This is a genomic window from Carboxydothermus hydrogenoformans Z-2901 (assembly GCF_000012865.1).
Taxonomy (GTDB): Bacteria; Bacillota; Z-2901; order Carboxydothermales; family Carboxydothermaceae; genus Carboxydothermus; species Carboxydothermus hydrogenoformans.
On sequence record NC_007503.1, the window covers coordinates 1,769,378 to 1,786,064 of the forward strand.

A 16,687-nucleotide genomic window follows, 5' to 3' on the forward strand; every position below is an offset into this window, starting at 1 on the left:
TATGTTGTTATTTTTCTGGAGTGATATCCAAAAAAAAAAAAAAAAATAGCGGTAATAACCGCTATTTTCCTTTTTTGAGAATTTTTTCAGCCATTTCTAAATTTAGCGCTTCTATCTCCTTTTCGCCCAGCATTCGGGCAATTTCCCATTTTCTTTCCTCAAAAGTTAGTTTTTTCACCCGTGTTTCCGTACGTTCCTCGCTCACTATCTTTTCCACAACAAAATGGGTATCCGCAAAACCGGCAATAATTGGGGAATGGGTAACTAAGAGTACCTGGTGATTTGACGATAACTTTTTTAATTTTTCGCCAACCACTTCGATAATACTACCCCCAAGACCGGATTCAATCTCGTCAAAAATGAGAGTTTCATGCTCGTCTACCTGGTTAAAGTACAGCTTAAAGGAAAGTAACAGGCGGGATAACTCTCCTCCCGAGGCAATTCTGGCCAGGGGTTTTAAATCTTCACCGGGATTGGGAAGAAAATAAAACTGAATAGCTTCATCCCCGCGCGGACCGGGGGATGCGTCGGTAAAAACAACTTTTATTTGAGCATGCGGCATTAAAAGCTCTCTTAAATGCTGCGCAATGCTTTCTTCGAGCTTAACCGCAAGCTTTCTTCGATATTCTTTAACCAGGGAATTTATTTTATAATAGTTTTCCCGCAATTTTACGGCCTTTTCCTGATAAAAAGCTTTATTTTCTTCAATTTCGCTTAAATTTTGGTATTCTTGCCGCGCCTTTTCCAAAAAATTCAAAACATCCTTCAGGGTAGGCCCGTACTTTTTCTTTAATAACTCGTAACGATAGAGCCTTTCTTCAACCTCATCGGGATTAACGGATTGATTCTCCATATCGTCCAAGTAAGTTTTTAGATCCAAAGCCGCTTCTTCTAAAAGAAGGGTAGCTTCCTCGACTTTTTTTGAAATTTCCTCGGTAAAAGCGTCAAAACGGGCCGCCTCTTTTAAATCCTTGATGATTCTTCCCAACCGGTCAACAATTCCCGGTTCATTTTCGCCGTAAATTTCCCGATAGGCATTGCCAATAAGTCCATAAAGCTTTTCCTGGTTTAAAAGCCTATTGTGTAAAAGCTTGAGCTGTTCTTCTTCTTCAAAAGAAGGGTTGATTTTTTCTATTTCATTAATGCAAAACTTTAAATAATCGATTCTTTTTAACCGCTCCATTTCCTGGGAAGTTATTTCCTCGTACTGTTTTTCCGCCTCCACCCACGCTTCATAGGCCTCTTTTAGCTGTTTACACCACCGCTGAAATTCCTCATTACCCGTACGGTCTAAAAGCTTTAAGTGGTAAGAAGGAGCAAGAAGCATTTGCTGCTCATGCTGGGTCATAACATCAATTAACCCCAAAGTCACTTCCCGGTATAACGTTAACGGAACCACTGTGCCGTTAATCCGGGCAACCGACTTACCGTCCGCCGTAATTTCCCGGGAAAAAATGTTCACCTCATCGGCAGGCAAACCGTACTCCCGAAGTTTCCGGCAAAGCTTTTCCGACTCAAAGGTTGCGGTTAAAAGGGCTTTACCCGTCCCTTTTCTCACCATATCCCCGCGGGCTTTCTGTCCTAAAAGTAAAAGTAGCGCATCAATTAGCATCGACTTTCCGGCCCCGGTTTCACCGGTAAGAACATTTAAGCCCGGGGTAAATTCCATATTTACCCGCTCGATCAACCCAAAATTCTCCACCGTCAAAGCTAAAAGCATATCATCACCTAAGTCAAAAATTCGTCAAATCTCGCTAAGATTTTGGGAACCTGTTCCCGATCCCGAGCAATTATTAAAATAGTATCATCCCCGGCAATAGTCCCAAGAATTTCCGGAAATGCTACCTGGTCAATAGCACTGGCTACTCCCTGGGCTGCACCGGGTAAGGTCTTAATAACTATGAGGTTTTCACTTTGGTCATAACTGCTTACCGCATCGGCAAAAAGTCTTTTTAAACGTTCAATAGACGCAGCGGATACAGTTTTTTGCGGCAGAGCATACCGATAGCTGTCCTTTTGAAAGGGAATTTTAACCAAGCCCAGTTCCTTTATGTCCCGACTAACGGTAGCCTGAGTTACATCGAAACCGGCCTCTTTTAAAGCTTCCGCTAACTCTTCCTGGGTTCTTATTACTTTCTGTTCTACAAGTTCAAGAATTTTTTTCTGACGGCGAATTTTCAACCGTACTCCTCCTTTTCCCAATTATATAAAGCTTAGGATAAGTTTGGGGTCGATTTAAAAATTCATGCTTAATCACATACCCTTCGCGGTCGGGAATTTTTTGCGAAAACTCCTCTATCACCATCCTTTCCTCCTCCCCGCCCGCATGGCCCACATACACGGTAACCGTTATTATTCCTCCGGGAAGTAATAACTTGTAACATTCGGCAAGGCCGGTGATAGTGGTAGACGGTTTTGTAACTATGCTTTTATCTCCTCCGGGAAGATAGCCTAAATTAAAAACCGCAGCTTTTATGGGAACCCGAACATACTTTAAAACCTTTTCGTGGGAATCCAAGATAAAAACTGCTCTTTCGGCTACACCGGCTTCCTTAAGCTTTTGTTCCGTTATTTTCAGCGCTTGTTCCTGAATGTCAAAAGCATAAACTTTACCGTTTTCCCCTACCCGGTGAGCTAAAAACAATGTATCATTACCATTGCCGGCGGTCGCATCAACGGCAACATCTCCAGCTTGTACGACTTCCTGCAGGTATAAATGGACGAGGCCGGTAATTTTCTCTAAATTAATCATGGTAACGATTGGCCTCCCGCATCTTCTCTCTTAAAAGCTGATAGAAACTGCGATTTTTAAGTTTAATAAATTTTGCCTGGTAAGGAGCTTTTTTAATAATAATTTCATCTCCCGGTTTAATCCCAAACCCCTGCTGTCCATCAACGGTTAGCATACTGCTTTCCAATGCGGTCTTAACCACAATTCTTATTTCTTTATCATCCGCCACCACCAGGGAACGGGCGGCAAGAGTATGCGGACAAATCGGGGTAATAATAAAAGCTTTGACCTCGGGATCGAGGATAGCTCCTCCCGCCGAGAGGGAATAAGCAGTAGACCCGGTGGGAGTTGCCACAATTACCCCATCCGCCGCATATTCTGTTATGTACTGTTCATCAACAAACACTGCAAAGTTGATAATCCGGGCAAAAGCACCTTTGGTTAACACTCCATCATTTAAACCATAAAAAACTGCAACTTCCTGATTGGCACGCCTGACCCTGGCTTCAAGCATAGTACGATCTTCTACAAGGTATTCCCCTGCCCTGATTTTTTGCAGTCCAAAATCTATTTCCTGGGGGTCAAGTTCACTCAAATAACCCAGTTGACCCAAATTTATTCCCAGGATGGGTATTGCTTTAGGAGCAAAATAGCGGGTGGCACATAAAATCGTCCCATCGCCCCCTAAAACCAGAACCAGATCAATCTTTTCGGTTTTTTCATCGATTTCCGCTATTTCAACTATACCGCATTCTCCCGAAACAAGGTAGCGGTTTTTCAGCAAAAAGTCGTAATCCCTGGCCTTTTCCATTATTTTTTCCAATAAAATGGGCCCAAGTTTTTTATCTTTATTCACCGCAACACCGATCGTTTTCAAAGTAGCCAACCTCCGCTATTTTAATTCTCGCAAACCTCCCTTAATTCCTCCTTTATACTTAAAAAGCAGGGATAACCCCTGCTTATTTATTAAAACGTAAAAAAGCCTCCGTTACAACCCGGTCAACATCAATTTTAACCTTTTCTTTAGTATTGTCGGTCGAAAGATAGAGTAAATATTCAATGTTTCCTTCGAGGCCGGTAATAGGAGAATAGGTAAGCCCCAAAGGTTGAAACCCAAGCCCTTCGGCATACTCTAAAAGATTTTTCAACACTTCCCGGTGGGTAGCGGGATCCCTCACAACCCCTTTTTTACCCACCTTTTCTCGTCCGGCCTCAAACTGCGGTTTTATTAACACCACCGCTTCTCCCCGGGGTGCTAAAATTTCCTTAATTTTCGGCAGCACTAACTTTAAGGAAATAAAAGAAACATCACAGGTAGCAAAGCCAGGTTTTTCCGGTAAGTTATCCACAGAAAAGTAGCGAATATTCGTCCTTTCAAAAACGACTACCCTGGGATCCTGCCGCAGTTTAAGACTTAACTGACCGTAGCCAACATCCACTGCATAAACGGTATTTGCTCCATATTGCAAAGCACAATCGGTAAAGCCGCCGGTGGAAGCCCCAATGTCAATGACAATTTTCCCCTGAAGATTTATCTTAAATTCTTCTAAAGCTTTTTCCAACTTATAACCGCCCCGGCTGACATATTTTAAACCCTGCCCTAAAATTCTAATGGGTGAATCTTCCGTTACCATCGTGCCGGGCTTGGTAACTTTTTGTTCTCCCACTAAAACTTCACCGGCCATAATTAGGGCCCGGGCTTTTTCCCGGCTCTGGACCAATCCCTTTTCCACCATTAAAACATCAAGCCTTTTTTTCATAGCTTACTTAAGATCTCCCGAAACTTTAAATAAAGCTTTTCTTCCGTTAAGCCGTAAAGGTTTAAAATTTCCTCCACCTTACCATGAGGAGGAAACTCGTCAGCTATTCCTAAATTAACCACCTTTGTTCCAATTCCCCTAAAGGAGAAATATTCATTTACCGCCGAACCAAAACCTCCCGCAACAACATTTTCTTCAACGGTAATAACCGGTTTATGTAAGCTACCAACTTCCTCTAAAAGCTTATAATCCAAAGGTTTTACAAACCGGGCATCGATAACAGTTAAAGATATACCTTCGTTCTCAAGTTTTTGGGCGGCTTTTAAAGCATAGTTTAGCGGGCGTCCAACTCCGATAACAACTCCATCGCTGCCTTCTTTTAAAATTTCCGCAGTGCCAATAGGTAGCTGCTCATAAGGTGTTAGTTCAACCCCTACCGCCGCTCCCCGGGGATAACGGAGAGCAACAGGGCCGGAGTGGTTTAAAGCCGTGAACAACATTTTCCGCAACATATCTTCATTTCGGGGTACCATAATGGTAAGATTAGGAATCATCCTTAGATAACTTAAATCAAAAATCCCGTGGTGCGTTGGACCATCTTCACCGACAATTCCCGCCCGGTCAACGGCAAAGACCACCGGAAGATTTTGCAAGCAAACATCATGAATTATCTGGTCAAAAGACCTCTGCAAAAAGGTCGAATAAATAGCCACCACCGGCTTCAACCCTTCACAGGCCATTCCTGCCGCCATGGTCACCGCATGCTGTTCGGCAATTCCCACATCGTAAAAACGCTCGGGATAATTTTGGGCAAAGTAATTTAGTCCGGTACCGGTTGGCATGGCAGCAGTTATGGCCACCACCTCCGGACGGTCCTGGGCAAGCTCCACCAGAGCTTTGCCAAAAACTTCGGTAAAACTTACCCTGGGTGCTTCTACCGGTTCACCGGTGCTTATGTAAAATTTGCCGACACCGTGAAAGCCATCTGGGTTTTCTTCAGCCCAATGATAGCCCTTCCCCTTTTTGGTAATGACGTGGACAACCACCGGTCCGGCAAAAGTTTTGGCCCGGCTGAACACTTCAATCATTTCTTTTATATTATGCCCATCGATAGGTCCCAAATAAGTAAATCCCAGCTCTTCAAACAGCATGCCAGGCACTAAAAGATATTTAAAACTATCCTTTAGTCTTTCGCCAATTTTCACCATTGTCGGTCCAATATGCGGAATTTTTTTGATGAGGGCTTCTAATTCATCTTTACCCCTGGAATATTTGGGGTCGGTACGGATGCGACTTAAGTAGGCGGATAAAGCCCCAACATTCTGGGCAATGGACATTTCATTATCATTTACCACGACAATTAGCTTTTTCTGTAAATGCCCGGCATGGTTAAGGGCTTCAAAAGCCATTCCTCCGGTTAAAGCTCCATCCCCGATAACCGCTACCACTTCGTACTGCTCACCTTTTAAATCCCGGGCTAAAGCCATTCCCAAAGCTGCCGAAATGGAAGTACTGCTGTGCCCCACACCAAAAGCATCATAAGGGCTTTCATCCCTTTTGGGAAAACCCGACAGACCGCCAAAAGTTCTTAAAGTTTTAAACTGTTTTTTTCTGCCGGTTAAAATTTTATGAGCATAAGCCTGGTGCCCTACATCCCAGATAATTTTATCTTTGGGAGCCTCAAAAACAAAATGAAGGGCGATGGTCAGTTCCACCACTCCTAAACTTGGAGCGAGATGACCTCCATTCTGGCTGGCAACGGTAATAATGTATTCCCGCAATTCCTGGGCAAGGGCCATTAATTCACTGGGTTTTAGTTTTTTTATGTCTTCCGGCAGGGAAATTCGCTCTAAAATAGGTCCCAAAGGGAGTCCTCCTTTAACTGTCTTTGATAATCTTAACTTTCATATTTTTTTCCAAATGGTATATAGTTATGCCCGCAAGGGCTATAACCTTTTCGGCCTTTTCAATTGCGATTTTTTTACCTAAAGCCTTTCCGGCAACAATCACGGCAGCAATAAAGCTGGTAATTAAAATATTTATCAGCGCTAAATACCCTGGAAAATACCGGCCGATTTGTAATGCCAGGGAAATGCCCAGGGCCCCGCTGATGGTTCCTGCAATATCCCCAATAACGTCATTACAAAAATTAGCTACCTTATCGGCATTTCTCACCAAAAGGTAGCTTTCCTTAGCTCCTCGTATTTTCTTGCTGGCCATCGCATGAAACGGGGCCTCTTCAGCAGCCGCCACCGCCGTACCCACTATATCAAAGACAATGTTTAAAAGAATAATTACCACCAAAAAAAAGGTTGCAAAGAAAATACTCTGGGTTCGGGCAATAAAATACTCGGATAAAACGGTAAAAATTAACGCCAACCCAAAGGTTAAAGAGGCTATCTTTATCACACGCCCGAAGTAATCGTTTTCCCCTTTGGAATGATTATTTTTGGTTTTACCCAACGATTTTTCACCTCAATGGTAGGGTCCAGGTAGCCAGGACGGCTGATAGCCTTACGGGTTAATTTTATGGCTTAAGGTCCAGTAGGATTTCCCCAGAAGCTACCTCTCGTCACCGAGGAGGCGGTTTCCCTTTAAAGCTTCTGCCGCAGGGTTACCCGCTGCGGAACTGGATCACCACTTAGTCCATACTGCAATCCCCGTAAGACCTTGGCCGGGCCAAACAGCCTAGAGGATTTCCCCGACGGCTCCCGCACCAATCTAGCCTCTTTTGCAAAATGGGTTTCAATTAGAAGGTTCGAAGCCTAAGGGCCCGTTCGGCTTCTCCCCTTAACCTAATATCCCCCCATTTCACTCAAGGCAGGCTACACTGCACGTAGCACGCCCCCACGTGCAGGTTTAATCCCAAGCCGTAGTTCGTGAATACTCCCCACGCACTTGGGTCTCCGTGGAAGGAGGGTCCACGCCCGCATGCCATTGCGGCTCGCCCTCCAACCTTAACTCCCAGCACCAGCCCCCGACTGGGCGTCGTAAGCCAGCACCAGGAACTTCATCGATGTGCCCGCGACGGATTTTTAGGCCCGTCTTCGAAAGGTGCGGGTCCGACTAGGATACTGCATCAGCCGTCCCGTGCTATTTTCAATTGTCTTACAATTATAACAAAAATCCAGCAACATAGCAAAAGTAATTTTTTCCTAAATAATGTCTAAGATTCTCTTTTTAGGATAAATTCAGCAAGCTTTATAAAAAAGCTGCTTTTCTCACCATAGGGCTTTAAAACATTCTTTGCCGCATTAATTTCTTCTTCCGCCCTTTTTTTGGTTTCCTCAATACCAAAAAGCGAAACATAGGTAAGCTTTTGATTTTTTTCGTCACTCCCCACCGGTTTTCCAATCTTTTGAAAATCACCAACTACATCCAACAGGTCATCAACAATTTGAAAAGCTAGGCCCAAATGGCGCCCGTAATCATCCAGAGCTTTAATTTCTTCTTCGGTAGCTCCCGCCAAAATCCCTCCGGCAATTAAACTATAGCGTATCAGGCGAGCAGTTTTGTTAAGATGAATATATAACAAAACCTCGGGGTCTTTTTTGGCTTCACTGGAGCTTAAATCCACCACCTGGCCTGCAATAAGCCCCTCGGAGCCGGAAGCTACCGCCAGTTCTTGAATTACCCGGACCACCCGCTCCGCGGGTATCCCCTGTTCCAAGGTCTTGGCAGTTAGTTCAAAAGCTTTGGTTAATAAAGCATCTCCCGCTAAAATAGCAATGGCTTCCCCAAAAACTTTGTGGTTAGTTGGCTTTCCCCTGCGAAAATCATCGTTATCCATTGCCGGCAGGTCATCGTGAATAAGCGAATAGGTGTGCAGACACTCCACCCCTACCGCCGCCGGGAGCAATTTTTCCGGAGCAATCCCACTCCATTCCCCTGCAGCCAGCATCAGGACTGGTCTTAACCTTTTCCCACCAGCTTTAAGGCTGTAGTTCATCGCTTGGTGAATTACTGGCGGATAGGTATCATCCGGGGGCAGAAAACGCCCAATACCTTCTTCTACCATTTTCCGATATCTTTTAAAAAGGCTTTCAAACTCCATGAAACTCCTCCGCTAAAAAGGTAAATCATCTTCCATTTCCACAATTTCCTCAAAAGTAACCTCGCCGGCTTCATCTTCCTGAACTTCCACTAACTTTAATTCTAACTCTTTCAACTTTTCGCTGCAAAAACGGTGAAGCTTTAATCCTTCTTCAAAAAGAGCCAAGCTTTCTTCTAACCCTACATTTCCCCGTTCCAAACGTTCCACAATCTCGTTTAATCTATTCATCGCTTCTTCAAAGGTCATCATTCTTATCACCTTCAATTATATTTTTGCCAAGGGCCTTCGCCAAGGCTTCCCCATCGGAAAATTTAATTTTAAATCTTTCCGGAAGATTATTAACGGAAGTTACAACCCTGCCTTCAAAATCAAAGACCACCGCATAACCCCGATTTAAAATTTTTAGCGGATTTAAAAGCTTTAATCTTTCTTCATAAGAGGAAAGTACCAAGTTTTTTTGTAAAACAAGATTTTTTACGGAAGTTCTTAGCCTCAAACTTTGCTGGATAAGAACCGCCTGATTTCTTTTTAATAATTCAGCACACCGTAAAAAAAGTCTCTCTTTTAACTCTTCGAGTTTTTCTTTTTGCTGTTTGTGACGAAGATATGGGGAAAGAAGGATAAGTTTTTCCTTTAAAAGGCTTAGCCGATTTTTTTCTTGCTGAAAAGTTGTTTTAAAACTTCTTAAAAGCCTTTCCAGCCCTTCGGTAACTTCCCGGCTTTTATCGGTTATTAATTTTTCGTATGCTCTCAATATTCTTCTTTCCTGAAATTCCAGATTTTTTTGTTCCCGCTGGAAATAATTAGCTAAGGCTTTGACCATTTTCTGGCGTTGCTCCCGTAAATTATTCCATATTTCCACTAAATTGGGGGTAGCTTCAACCGCCGCTCCCGTTGGGGTCGGCGCCCGGCGGTCGGCAACCATATCGGCAATTGAAGTATCGGTTTCATGCCCAATTCCGGTAACTACGGGAATGTTAGAAGCATAGATAGCATCGGCAACCGTCTCTTCGTTAAAAGCCGCTAACTCCTCAAAACTTCCCCCTCCCCGGGCTAAAATTATTACTTCACACAGCTTATAACGATTTAATAAATTTAGCGCCTTTACTATCTGTCCGGGAGCTTCATCGCCCTGCACCGCCACAGGAACTAAATAAAGAGTAGCCTTGGGCCAACGCTTTTTTATTGTTGTTAAAATATCTCTAATAGCTGCACCGTTTTTCGACGTAACGATGCCAATTTTTTCCGGATAGCGGGGCAGTTTTTTCTTCCGCTCTTCGGCAAAATATCCTTTATCCCTTAACTTTTCTTTTGTTTGCTCAAATTTTAAATAAAGAGCCCCGATGCCAAGGGGCTCAATCATCTCAGCATATATTTGGTATATACCCCTTTTTTTGTAGACCGCCACCTGGCCAAAAACAATGACCTTTTGGCCATCTTGAGGAATAAAAGGCAGAGCCGAGGCCCGTCCTTTGTACATGACGCCCTTGAGCTCTGCCCTTTCATCTTTTAAGGTAAAATACAGGTGTCCCTGGGAAAACTTGCAGTTAGAAAGTTCCCCCTCTACCGCAACCTGATTTAACCAATCATCTTTTTCAAATTTTTCGGCAATATAATCGGTTAATTCCGAAACTGTAACAATAAATAAAGCCATTTATCGTACCAACCTCTTTAATTAAAGTAATTAAATCCGGAACATCTGTTCTTTTCTAAATAATAACATAAAAATCGCTTGATCTACAAGCTTAACCTATTCAAGGTTTTAAAACTCGTTGGTAACTATTTAGACATTAAATATTCATGGATAGCCCTGGCAGCTTTTTTACCAGCCCCCATTGCCTTGATTACAGTAGCAGCACCGGTAACAATATCGCCGCCAGCCCAGACTCCTTCCCGGGTAGTTTTTCCGTTCTCATCGGCAATAATATTGCCTTTGCGTCCCACTTCTAAGCCTTTTGTGGTCCGGGGAACCAGGGGGTTTGGACTTTGCCCAATAGCTACCACCACCGTATCCACTTCAATAATAAATTCCGACCCGGGTATTGGAACCGGCGATCTCCGGCCCGATTCATCCGGTTCACCCAGTTCATACTTCAAACACTCCATAGCTTTAACCCATCCATTCTCATCACCGATTATGCGGGTTGGGTTGGTAAGTAACATAAACTTTACCCCTTCTTCTTCGGCGTGGTGAATTTCTTCCAAGCGGGCAGGCATCTCGTTTCTCGAGCGCCGGTAAACGATGTAGACTTCTTTCGCCCCAAGCCGCAATGCGGTCCGGGCGGCATCCATAGCCACGTTACCGGCTCCTAAAACTGCAACTTTTTCGCCTACCTTTATAGGAGTATCGTATTCGGGAAAGAGATAAGCTTTCATTAAGTTGGTCCGGGTTAAAAATTCATTGGCCGAATATACCCCATTTAAATTTTCCCCGGGAATCCCCATAAAATTCGGAAGTCCTGCCCCGGTACCCACAAATACCGCATCATAGCCTTCTTCATCTAAAAGTTCATCAACGGTTAAACTTTTACCAATCACGGTGTTGGTTTTTATTTCCACACCAAGTTTCTTTAGATTGTCAATTTCCTGTTGCACTATCCGTTTGGGTAAACGGAATTCGGGAATCCCGTACATTAACACGCCGCCGGGAACATGGAGAGCTTCAAAAATAGTAACTTTATGACCCAGTTTGGCCAAATCGGCAGCACAGGTCAGACCTGCCGGTCCCGAACCTATCACCGCTACTTTTTTGCCGGTAGGAGGAGCAACCGTAACATTTTGGGTGCCTTTTGCTAATTCATAATCCGCAGCAAATCGTTCTAAACGGCCGATAGCCACCGGTTCACCCTTTTTCCCTAAAACACACTGGCCTTCACACTGGGACTCCTGAGGGCACACCCGTCCGCATATCGCCGGTAAAGCATTCTTTTCTTTTATTTTATTGATAGCGCTGTCAATATCTCCTGCTTTAATAAACCGGATAAAGTCAGGAATATCAACTTCCACCGGACATCCCTGCTTGCAGGCAGGTTTCTTGCAGTCAAGACACCGTTCAGCTTCTTTCATGGCAAGTTCCAAACTGTAACCCAGAGCCACTTCATCAAAGTTTTTTGCCCTCACTTTAGGGTCCTGTTCAGGCATGGGGTACTTTTTTGTTGGCCGATCAAACGCCATAGCTTTAGCACCTCCCGCAGCCCTCTTCAAATTTTAAGAGGGCTCTCTTTTCTTCATCCTGGTAGATTTTTGCCCGACGCATTTGCTCATCAAAATCAACCAAATGACCATCAAAATCCGGGCCATCAACACAGACAAATTTAGTTTGGCCGCCAACCGTTACCCGACAGGCTCCACACATCCCCGTTCCATCCACCATAATGGAATTTAAACTAACTATGGTTTTTATTTGATAAGGCCGGGTAACCTCAGCTACCGCCTTCATCATCGGTAGCGGCCCGATCGCCACCACCAAATCAATTTTTTCCCCGCGATCAATAACCTCTTTTAAAACATCGGTGACAAAACCCTTTCTCACATACGAACCGTCATCGGTAGTTACCAGCAACTCATCGGTTACCGTCCGCATTTTCTCTTCCCAGAAGAGATATTCTTTCGAGCGAGCACCAATAATCCCAGTAACTTTATTTCCTGCCTCTTTTAATGCCCGGGTTATAGGATAAATGGGGGCAATACCCACTCCTCCGCCAATACACACCACATTTCCGAAGTTTTCAATGTGGGAGGGAACACCCAAAGGGCCTACAAAATCGCTAACAGCATCCCCCTCATTAAGGAGTCCCAACTGTTTGGTGGTTTTCCCCACTTCCTGGAAGATAATGGTGACAAGTCCTTTTTCCCGATCATAATCGGCTATGGTGAGCGGTATCCTTTCTCCCTTTTCGTCAATTTTTAAAATAATAAACTGCCCAGCCTGAGCTTTTCTTGCCACCAAAGGTGCGTCAATTTCAAAAAGTTTAATTGATGGTGCTAAGTTTTCCTTTTTTAAGATTTTAAACACTAAGCCGCCCTCCTTTGAGTTTTATGAATTTTATATTTATTTCATAATTTTATTAATATTCTTCACTAATTTTAAAAATCCTGCTAATTCGCGAGATTTCCGCAACACCAACAGCATTGTCGGAAGCATACTGGACTTCAGCAAAGTAAAGATCTACTGCTACCCTTCTTTTCTTTAATTTTTCCAATAAAAAATTTTTTATATAATTATTTGCCGCAACCCCGCCCATTAAAACTACCGGAAGATTATCTTTGGCATGATACTGGATAATTTTAAATAAAGTCCTGGCTATTACTTCCTCTACTGCCCGCGCAATTTCAAAAGCCGGAAAGTCTTTAAGCTTTCTTTTTAAATATGCCTCTGCCCCGGAGAAGTGCCAGTTGCCATTGACAAAAGTCGCCGGCACTTTGAGAATCCCTACTGCCTTTTGGGCCAATTCCTCTAAAAATTTGCCGGAAGGAAAAGGAAGTCCCAATAAGACCCCAATGCGGTCTACCAGCTGTCCGGCAGAAATATCAAGACTTTTACCCAGCACCTTTACTTTGTAACCTTGAGGTTCTTTTTCAACTTCTAAAATCTCACTGGTTCCTCCGGAAAAATGGATGGCTAAAAACCTGGGAAAATCTTTTTTTAAAGACCAAAGGGCCGCCACCAAATGCCCTTCCTGATGGGTAGTTTTAACAAGGGGGACGTCTAAAGCAAGGGAAAGGGTACTGGCAATCACTTCTCCCGCCAAAAAAGATGGCATATACGATTCCGGTAATGGCCTCGGTTTAACCGAGACACCAATACCCCGCACCTGGTCCCGGGAAATTCTGTTAAAACCTTCCTGCACCATTTCCTTTAAATGCCGCAGGTGCAGGAAAACTACATCCCTCTGCCTTAACCCTACCTCGCCTTCAGGTACCGGCAGTATTTTCCTTAAGTCAAAAATTAAACGTCCCTCACCGTCTACGGCGGCAAAGGACGTTGTGTAGTTGCTTGTATCAAACCCCAGAAAAATACCTTCCATTAACTTTCCTCCCAGAATTCATCGATATGTTCAGCCACATATCCCAAAATTCCATTGATGAATTTTGGTGACTCTTCTTCACCGTATACTTTGGCCAATTCCACCGCTTCATCTATAGAAACCGGAATGTCAATATCCGGTCGATATAACATTTCATACAAAGCCAGGCGCAAAAGAGTCTTGTCCACCTTTGCCAGTCTTTTAAAATCCCACCCGATGGCGCGCCGGCGAATAATCTCATCCAATCGTTCCTTTTTCTCAATAACCCCCCGCACCAATTCCCTGGAGAAATCCACCAATTTTTCCGGAGGTATTTTCCCTTCAGCAATTTTTTCCGCCCACAGACTTTCCAGGGTATCCAAAGTTTTTTCTGGAGCAAAATCCAGTCCAAACAGCGCCTTAAATGCTAATTCCCTTGCCGTATGACGATTCACAATCGCTCTCCCCTATGTTACCGCTCTTTAAAAATTTTCTCCCAAACCCGGCTAAAATCTTGATCCTCATCTAAACGTTTTCCAATAAAATAACCAAGGCCAAGACATATCGCCAGGAATAATGCTTTCCAGAAGCCAAAAGCAATGGCTAAAAAACCAAAACCTCCACCAATAACCATCCCTAATATTTTTCCCCGGTTTTTTTGAAAGAAAATTTCCCACTCGTCCATTGGCTCCACACTCCTATTCTACCCGCGGCCTTAATTCCTGGGCAATATCTTCTACTTTTATCTTGATCCTGGAAAGTTTTATCCCCAAGCTTTCCTGGATGTAGCTGTTTATCTCTTCCTGCAACCGCTTGGAGGTTTCCGGTATGTTTAAATCCGGAAGTACTCGCACCAATACTTCTACCCCTAATCCTTCGGGATAAGCTTCTAAAACCGGCCGTACTTCTTTTACTCCCGGAATTTTTCCCGCAACCCTTTTAATTAAAGCCGTTATGGTATCAAAGGTAACGTTTATCTGGCCAAGCTCCCCTTCTAAAGAAATTCCCTTATCTCTTTTATGCTGGGTTTTTAAGCTTAAGGCAACCACTCTCAGGCCTAAAAGGAACAGTACCAGGAGAAAAGCAAAAAGTGCGGTCCGCAATTGGACATCAAAAAGCAAATTTTTTATGTAAAAAATTGGCAAATGCCAGCCTAAAACCACCAGCATAAAACAAAAAAGTAAGATGACCGTTACAAAACCATAAAGAAATAAGATACTCCGGTCTAAAAAGTTCATTTCTACCCCCCTTTGTCAATAAGATTGGCGGGTTATAACCCGCCACTACTTGACCCGTATTTCCTCTTCCTTCCCTTCAGCGGGAAAGTGCACTCCCTGGACATGAACATTGACTTCCACTACTGTAAGGCCAGTCATGTTTTCCACAGCTTTTTTCACCGCTTGCTGAACCTCACTGGCCACATCAGGAATTCTCACTCCATACTCCACTATGATATATAAATCAATCGCCGTTTCCCTTTCCCCTACTTCAACTTTTACACCTTTGGCCATCGACTTCATCCCGAGCTTTTCAGCAATCCCAGCCAAAGTACCGCTCATTCCCGCCACACCGGGAATTTCCGAAGCTGCTAATCCGGCAATTACCGCAACAACTTCGTCACTGATTTTTATACTCCCAATTTCGGTCCCTTCTTCACGGATTAATTTATTATCTCTGCCATCCACGAAAAAAACCTCCTCGAATTTTTATAACCATCTTTTAATCATATTATAACAAGCGGTAAATTTTTCAACAATAATAATTACTCTTCGGCCAAAATTCTTCTCTGCACAAAATTTGTGTAAACTTCACCCTTACGGAAAAAGGCATTTTCCAATACCTTTAAATGAAAAGGAATTGTTGTTTTAATTCCTTCGACACGCATTTCCAGAAGAGCCCTCTGCATCCGGGAAATTGCTTCTTCCCGGTTTTGCCCCCAGGTTATCACCTTGGCCACCAGCGAGTCGTAATAGGGTACAACTTTATAGCCGGAATAAAGAAAACTGTCGACCCGCACCCCATTACCACCGGGAGGCAAATATTCGGTTACCGTTCCGGGACTGGGCATAAAATTCTTCTCCGGATCCTCAGCATTAATCCGGCATTCTATAGCCCAACCGTTGATTTTTAAATCTTTTTGACTTATGGACAGCTTTTCTCCGGCGGCAATTTTAATTTGTTCTTTAATAAGGTCTACACCGGTAATAAACTCCGTAACCGGATGTTCCACTTGAATACGGGTGTTCATCTCCATAAAATAAAAGTTTTTATTTCTATCCACTAAAAACTCCACCGTTCCGGCACTGTAGTAATCAACGGCCCGGCAGGCCTTTAAAGCGGCCTCCCCCATTTTTTCCCGCAGAATCGGGTCAACAAAGGGAGAAGGTGCCTCTTCAATTAACTTCTGGTGACGCCGCTGAATAGAGCAATCCCGCTCAAATAAATAAACATAATTTCCGTGCTTGTCTCCTAAAACTTGAATCTCGATGTGCCGCGGTTCTTCCACGTATTTTTCTAAATAAACATCGGGATTGCCAAAGGCATTTTGAGCTTCAGTACGGGCGGTAATAAAAGCTTTGGCCAAATCATCATCGTTCTGGGCAATCCTCATCCCTTTACCACCGCCCCCCGCCGAAGCCTTTAACATTACCGGATACCCAATCTCCCGGGCTATAGCCACAGCTTCTTCCACATTTTCAACAACTTTTTTGGAACCGGGCACTACCGGAACTCCCGCTGCAATCATGGTTTGACGGGCCGTAGCCTTATCTCCCATTAACTCGATGGCCCGGGGTGGCGGACCAATAAAAGTCAATCCGCTTGCTTCTACCGCTTCGGCAAAAGCCGCATTTTCCGCCAAAAAGCCGTAGCCCGGGTGAATAGCTTCGGCTCCGGTGACCAGAGCAGCACTGATAATCGCCGGTATATTTAAGTAGCTTCGGTTTGATTCTTTCGGGCCAATGCAAATCGCCTCATCGGCAAGCTTTACATGCAAACTTTCCCGGTCCGCTTCAGAATAAACCGCAACACTTGAAATTCCCATTTCTCGTAATGCTCGAATAATCCGGACGGCAATTTCTCCCCGATTGGCTACAAGAACTTTTTTAAACATCCAATCATTCCTTTCCAAAAAATT

General features: G+C 43.8%; 18 protein-coding genes. All 18 read right to left on the reverse strand.

The genetic code is table 11. The annotated features are described in order from the left end of the window. Window positions 1-61: 61 nt before the first annotated feature. The 18 genes from recN to accC all read right to left on the reverse strand — a co-directional run bounded on the left by recN (window position 62) and on the right by accC (window position 16,663). The gene (recN, locus tag CHY_RS09215) at window positions 62-1,720 is read right to left on the reverse strand and encodes a DNA repair protein RecN (RefSeq protein ID WP_011344872.1); all 1,659 of its coding nucleotides are present in this window, start codon (window positions 1,718-1,720) and stop codon (window positions 62-64) included. 8 nt (window positions 1,721-1,728) lie between these two features. Continuing rightward, entirely contained in the window at window positions 1,729-2,181 is a 453-nt protein-coding gene (gene argR / locus CHY_RS09220; RefSeq protein WP_011344873.1) for an arginine repressor, read from the reverse strand. Continuing rightward, window positions 2,150-2,752 (reverse strand): tRNA (mnm(5)s(2)U34)-methyltransferase, encoded by a 603-nt coding sequence (locus tag CHY_RS09225; protein WP_011344874.1) that lies wholly within the window; start codon window positions 2,750-2,752, stop codon window positions 2,150-2,152. The genes argR and CHY_RS09225 overlap by 32 nt, the downstream gene beginning before the upstream one ends. Next, on the reverse strand, window positions 2,745-3,608 hold the full coding sequence (locus CHY_RS09230; protein ID WP_028051925.1) for an NAD(+)/NADH kinase: 864 nt from the start codon (window positions 3,606-3,608) through the stop codon (window positions 2,745-2,747). Before CHY_RS09230 ends, CHY_RS09225 begins: the two co-directional genes overlap by 8 nt. A gap of 82 nt (window positions 3,609-3,690) precedes the next feature. Further along, window positions 3,691-4,491 (reverse strand): TlyA family RNA methyltransferase, encoded by an 801-nt coding sequence (locus CHY_RS09235; protein WP_011344876.1) that lies wholly within the window; start codon window positions 4,489-4,491, stop codon window positions 3,691-3,693. Beyond that, window positions 4,488-6,356: a 1-deoxy-D-xylulose-5-phosphate synthase gene (dxs, locus tag CHY_RS09240; RefSeq protein ID WP_011344877.1), complete on the reverse strand. Its 1,869-nt coding sequence runs from the start codon at window positions 6,354-6,356 to the stop codon at window positions 4,488-4,490. The genes CHY_RS09235 and dxs overlap by 4 nt, the downstream gene beginning before the upstream one ends. 13 nt (window positions 6,357-6,369) lie before the next feature. Beyond that, window positions 6,370-6,954, reverse strand: a complete 585-nt coding sequence (locus CHY_RS09245) for a hypothetical protein (protein ID WP_162485085.1) — start codon at window positions 6,952-6,954, stop codon at window positions 6,370-6,372. A gap of 703 nt (window positions 6,955-7,657) precedes the next feature. Then, window positions 7,658-8,545, reverse strand: a complete 888-nt coding sequence (locus CHY_RS09250) for a polyprenyl synthetase family protein (protein ID WP_011344880.1) — start codon at window positions 8,543-8,545, stop codon at window positions 7,658-7,660. Window positions 8,546-8,557: 12 nt separating this feature from the next. Next, window positions 8,558-8,794: an exodeoxyribonuclease VII small subunit gene (gene xseB / locus CHY_RS09255; RefSeq protein WP_226986703.1), complete on the reverse strand. Its 237-nt coding sequence runs from the start codon at window positions 8,792-8,794 to the stop codon at window positions 8,558-8,560. Beyond that, a complete protein-coding gene (xseA, locus tag CHY_RS09260; RefSeq protein WP_011344882.1) occupies window positions 8,781-10,199 on the reverse strand; it encodes an exodeoxyribonuclease VII large subunit in 1,419 nt (472 codons plus the stop codon). Before xseA ends, xseB begins: the two co-directional genes overlap by 14 nt. Before the next feature lie 125 nt (window positions 10,200-10,324). Then, the gene (gene gltA / locus CHY_RS09265) at window positions 10,325-11,719 is read right to left on the reverse strand and encodes an NADPH-dependent glutamate synthase (protein ID WP_011344883.1); all 1,395 of its coding nucleotides are present in this window, start codon (window positions 11,717-11,719) and stop codon (window positions 10,325-10,327) included. A gap of 4 nt (window positions 11,720-11,723) precedes the next feature. Then, entirely contained in the window at window positions 11,724-12,560 is an 837-nt protein-coding gene (locus CHY_RS09270) for a sulfide/dihydroorotate dehydrogenase-like FAD/NAD-binding protein (protein ID WP_011344884.1), read from the reverse strand. Window positions 12,561-12,612: 52 nt separating this feature from the next. Continuing rightward, window positions 12,613-13,572, reverse strand: a complete 960-nt coding sequence (locus tag CHY_RS09275) for a glycoprotease (protein ID WP_011344885.1) — start codon at window positions 13,570-13,572, stop codon at window positions 12,613-12,615. Continuing rightward, entirely contained in the window at window positions 13,572-14,006 is a 435-nt protein-coding gene (gene nusB, locus CHY_RS09280) for a transcription antitermination factor NusB (RefSeq protein WP_011344886.1), read from the reverse strand. Before nusB ends, CHY_RS09275 begins: the two co-directional genes overlap by 1 nt. Before the next feature lie 17 nt (window positions 14,007-14,023). Continuing rightward, on the reverse strand, window positions 14,024-14,236 hold the full coding sequence (locus CHY_RS09285) for a DUF2273 domain-containing protein (RefSeq protein WP_011344887.1): 213 nt from the start codon (window positions 14,234-14,236) through the stop codon (window positions 14,024-14,026). 13 nt (window positions 14,237-14,249) lie between these two features. Continuing rightward, window positions 14,250-14,789, reverse strand: coding sequence for an alkaline shock response membrane anchor protein AmaP (gene amaP, locus CHY_RS09290; RefSeq protein ID WP_011344888.1), 540 nt, complete (start codon window positions 14,787-14,789; stop codon window positions 14,250-14,252). Window positions 14,790-14,834: 45 nt separating this feature from the next. Beyond that, window positions 14,835-15,236, reverse strand: a complete 402-nt coding sequence (locus CHY_RS09295; RefSeq protein WP_011344889.1) for an Asp23/Gls24 family envelope stress response protein — start codon at window positions 15,234-15,236, stop codon at window positions 14,835-14,837. Between the two features lie 77 nt (window positions 15,237-15,313). Then, window positions 15,314-16,663 carry an acetyl-CoA carboxylase biotin carboxylase subunit gene (gene accC, locus CHY_RS09300; protein WP_011344890.1) on the reverse strand — a complete coding sequence of 450 codons (1,350 nt, stop codon included), beginning with the start codon at window positions 16,661-16,663 and terminating at the stop codon, window positions 15,314-15,316. Window positions 16,664-16,687: the final 24 nt, after the last annotated feature.

Excerpts from the sequence above, each read along its gene's own strand:
- CHY_RS09250 (WP_011344880.1), bottom strand. The coding sequence starts at position 8,545 with ATGGAGTTTGAAAGCCTTTTTAAAAGATATCGGAAAATGGTAGAAGAA.
- recN (WP_011344872.1), bottom strand. The coding sequence starts at position 1,720 with ATGCTTTTAGCTTTGACGGTGGAGAATTTTGGGTTGATCGAGCGGGTA.
- CHY_RS09275 (WP_011344885.1), bottom strand. The coding sequence starts at position 13,572 with ATGGAAGGTATTTTTCTGGGGTTTGATACAAGCAACTACACAACGTCC.
- gltA (WP_011344883.1), bottom strand. The coding sequence starts at position 11,719 with ATGGCGTTTGATCGGCCAACAAAAAAGTACCCCATGCCTGAACAGGAC.
- CHY_RS09225 (WP_011344874.1), bottom strand. The coding sequence starts at position 2,752 with ATGATTAATTTAGAGAAAATTACCGGCCTCGTCCATTTATACCTGCAG.
- xseA (WP_011344882.1), bottom strand. The coding sequence starts at position 10,199 with ATGGCTTTATTTATTGTTACAGTTTCGGAATTAACCGATTATATTGCC.
- xseB (WP_226986703.1), bottom strand. The coding sequence starts at position 8,794 with ATGATGACCTTTGAAGAAGCGATGAATAGATTAAACGAGATTGTGGAA.
- CHY_RS09235 (WP_011344876.1), bottom strand. The coding sequence starts at position 4,491 with ATGAAAAAAAGGCTTGATGTTTTAATGGTGGAAAAGGGATTGGTCCAG.
- accC (WP_011344890.1), bottom strand. The coding sequence starts at position 16,663 with ATGTTTAAAAAAGTTCTTGTAGCCAATCGGGGAGAAATTGCCGTCCGG.
- amaP (WP_011344888.1), bottom strand. The coding sequence starts at position 14,789 with ATGAACTTTTTAGACCGGAGTATCTTATTTCTTTATGGTTTTGTAACG.
- CHY_RS09285 (WP_011344887.1), bottom strand. The coding sequence starts at position 14,236 with ATGGACGAGTGGGAAATTTTCTTTCAAAAAAACCGGGGAAAAATATTA.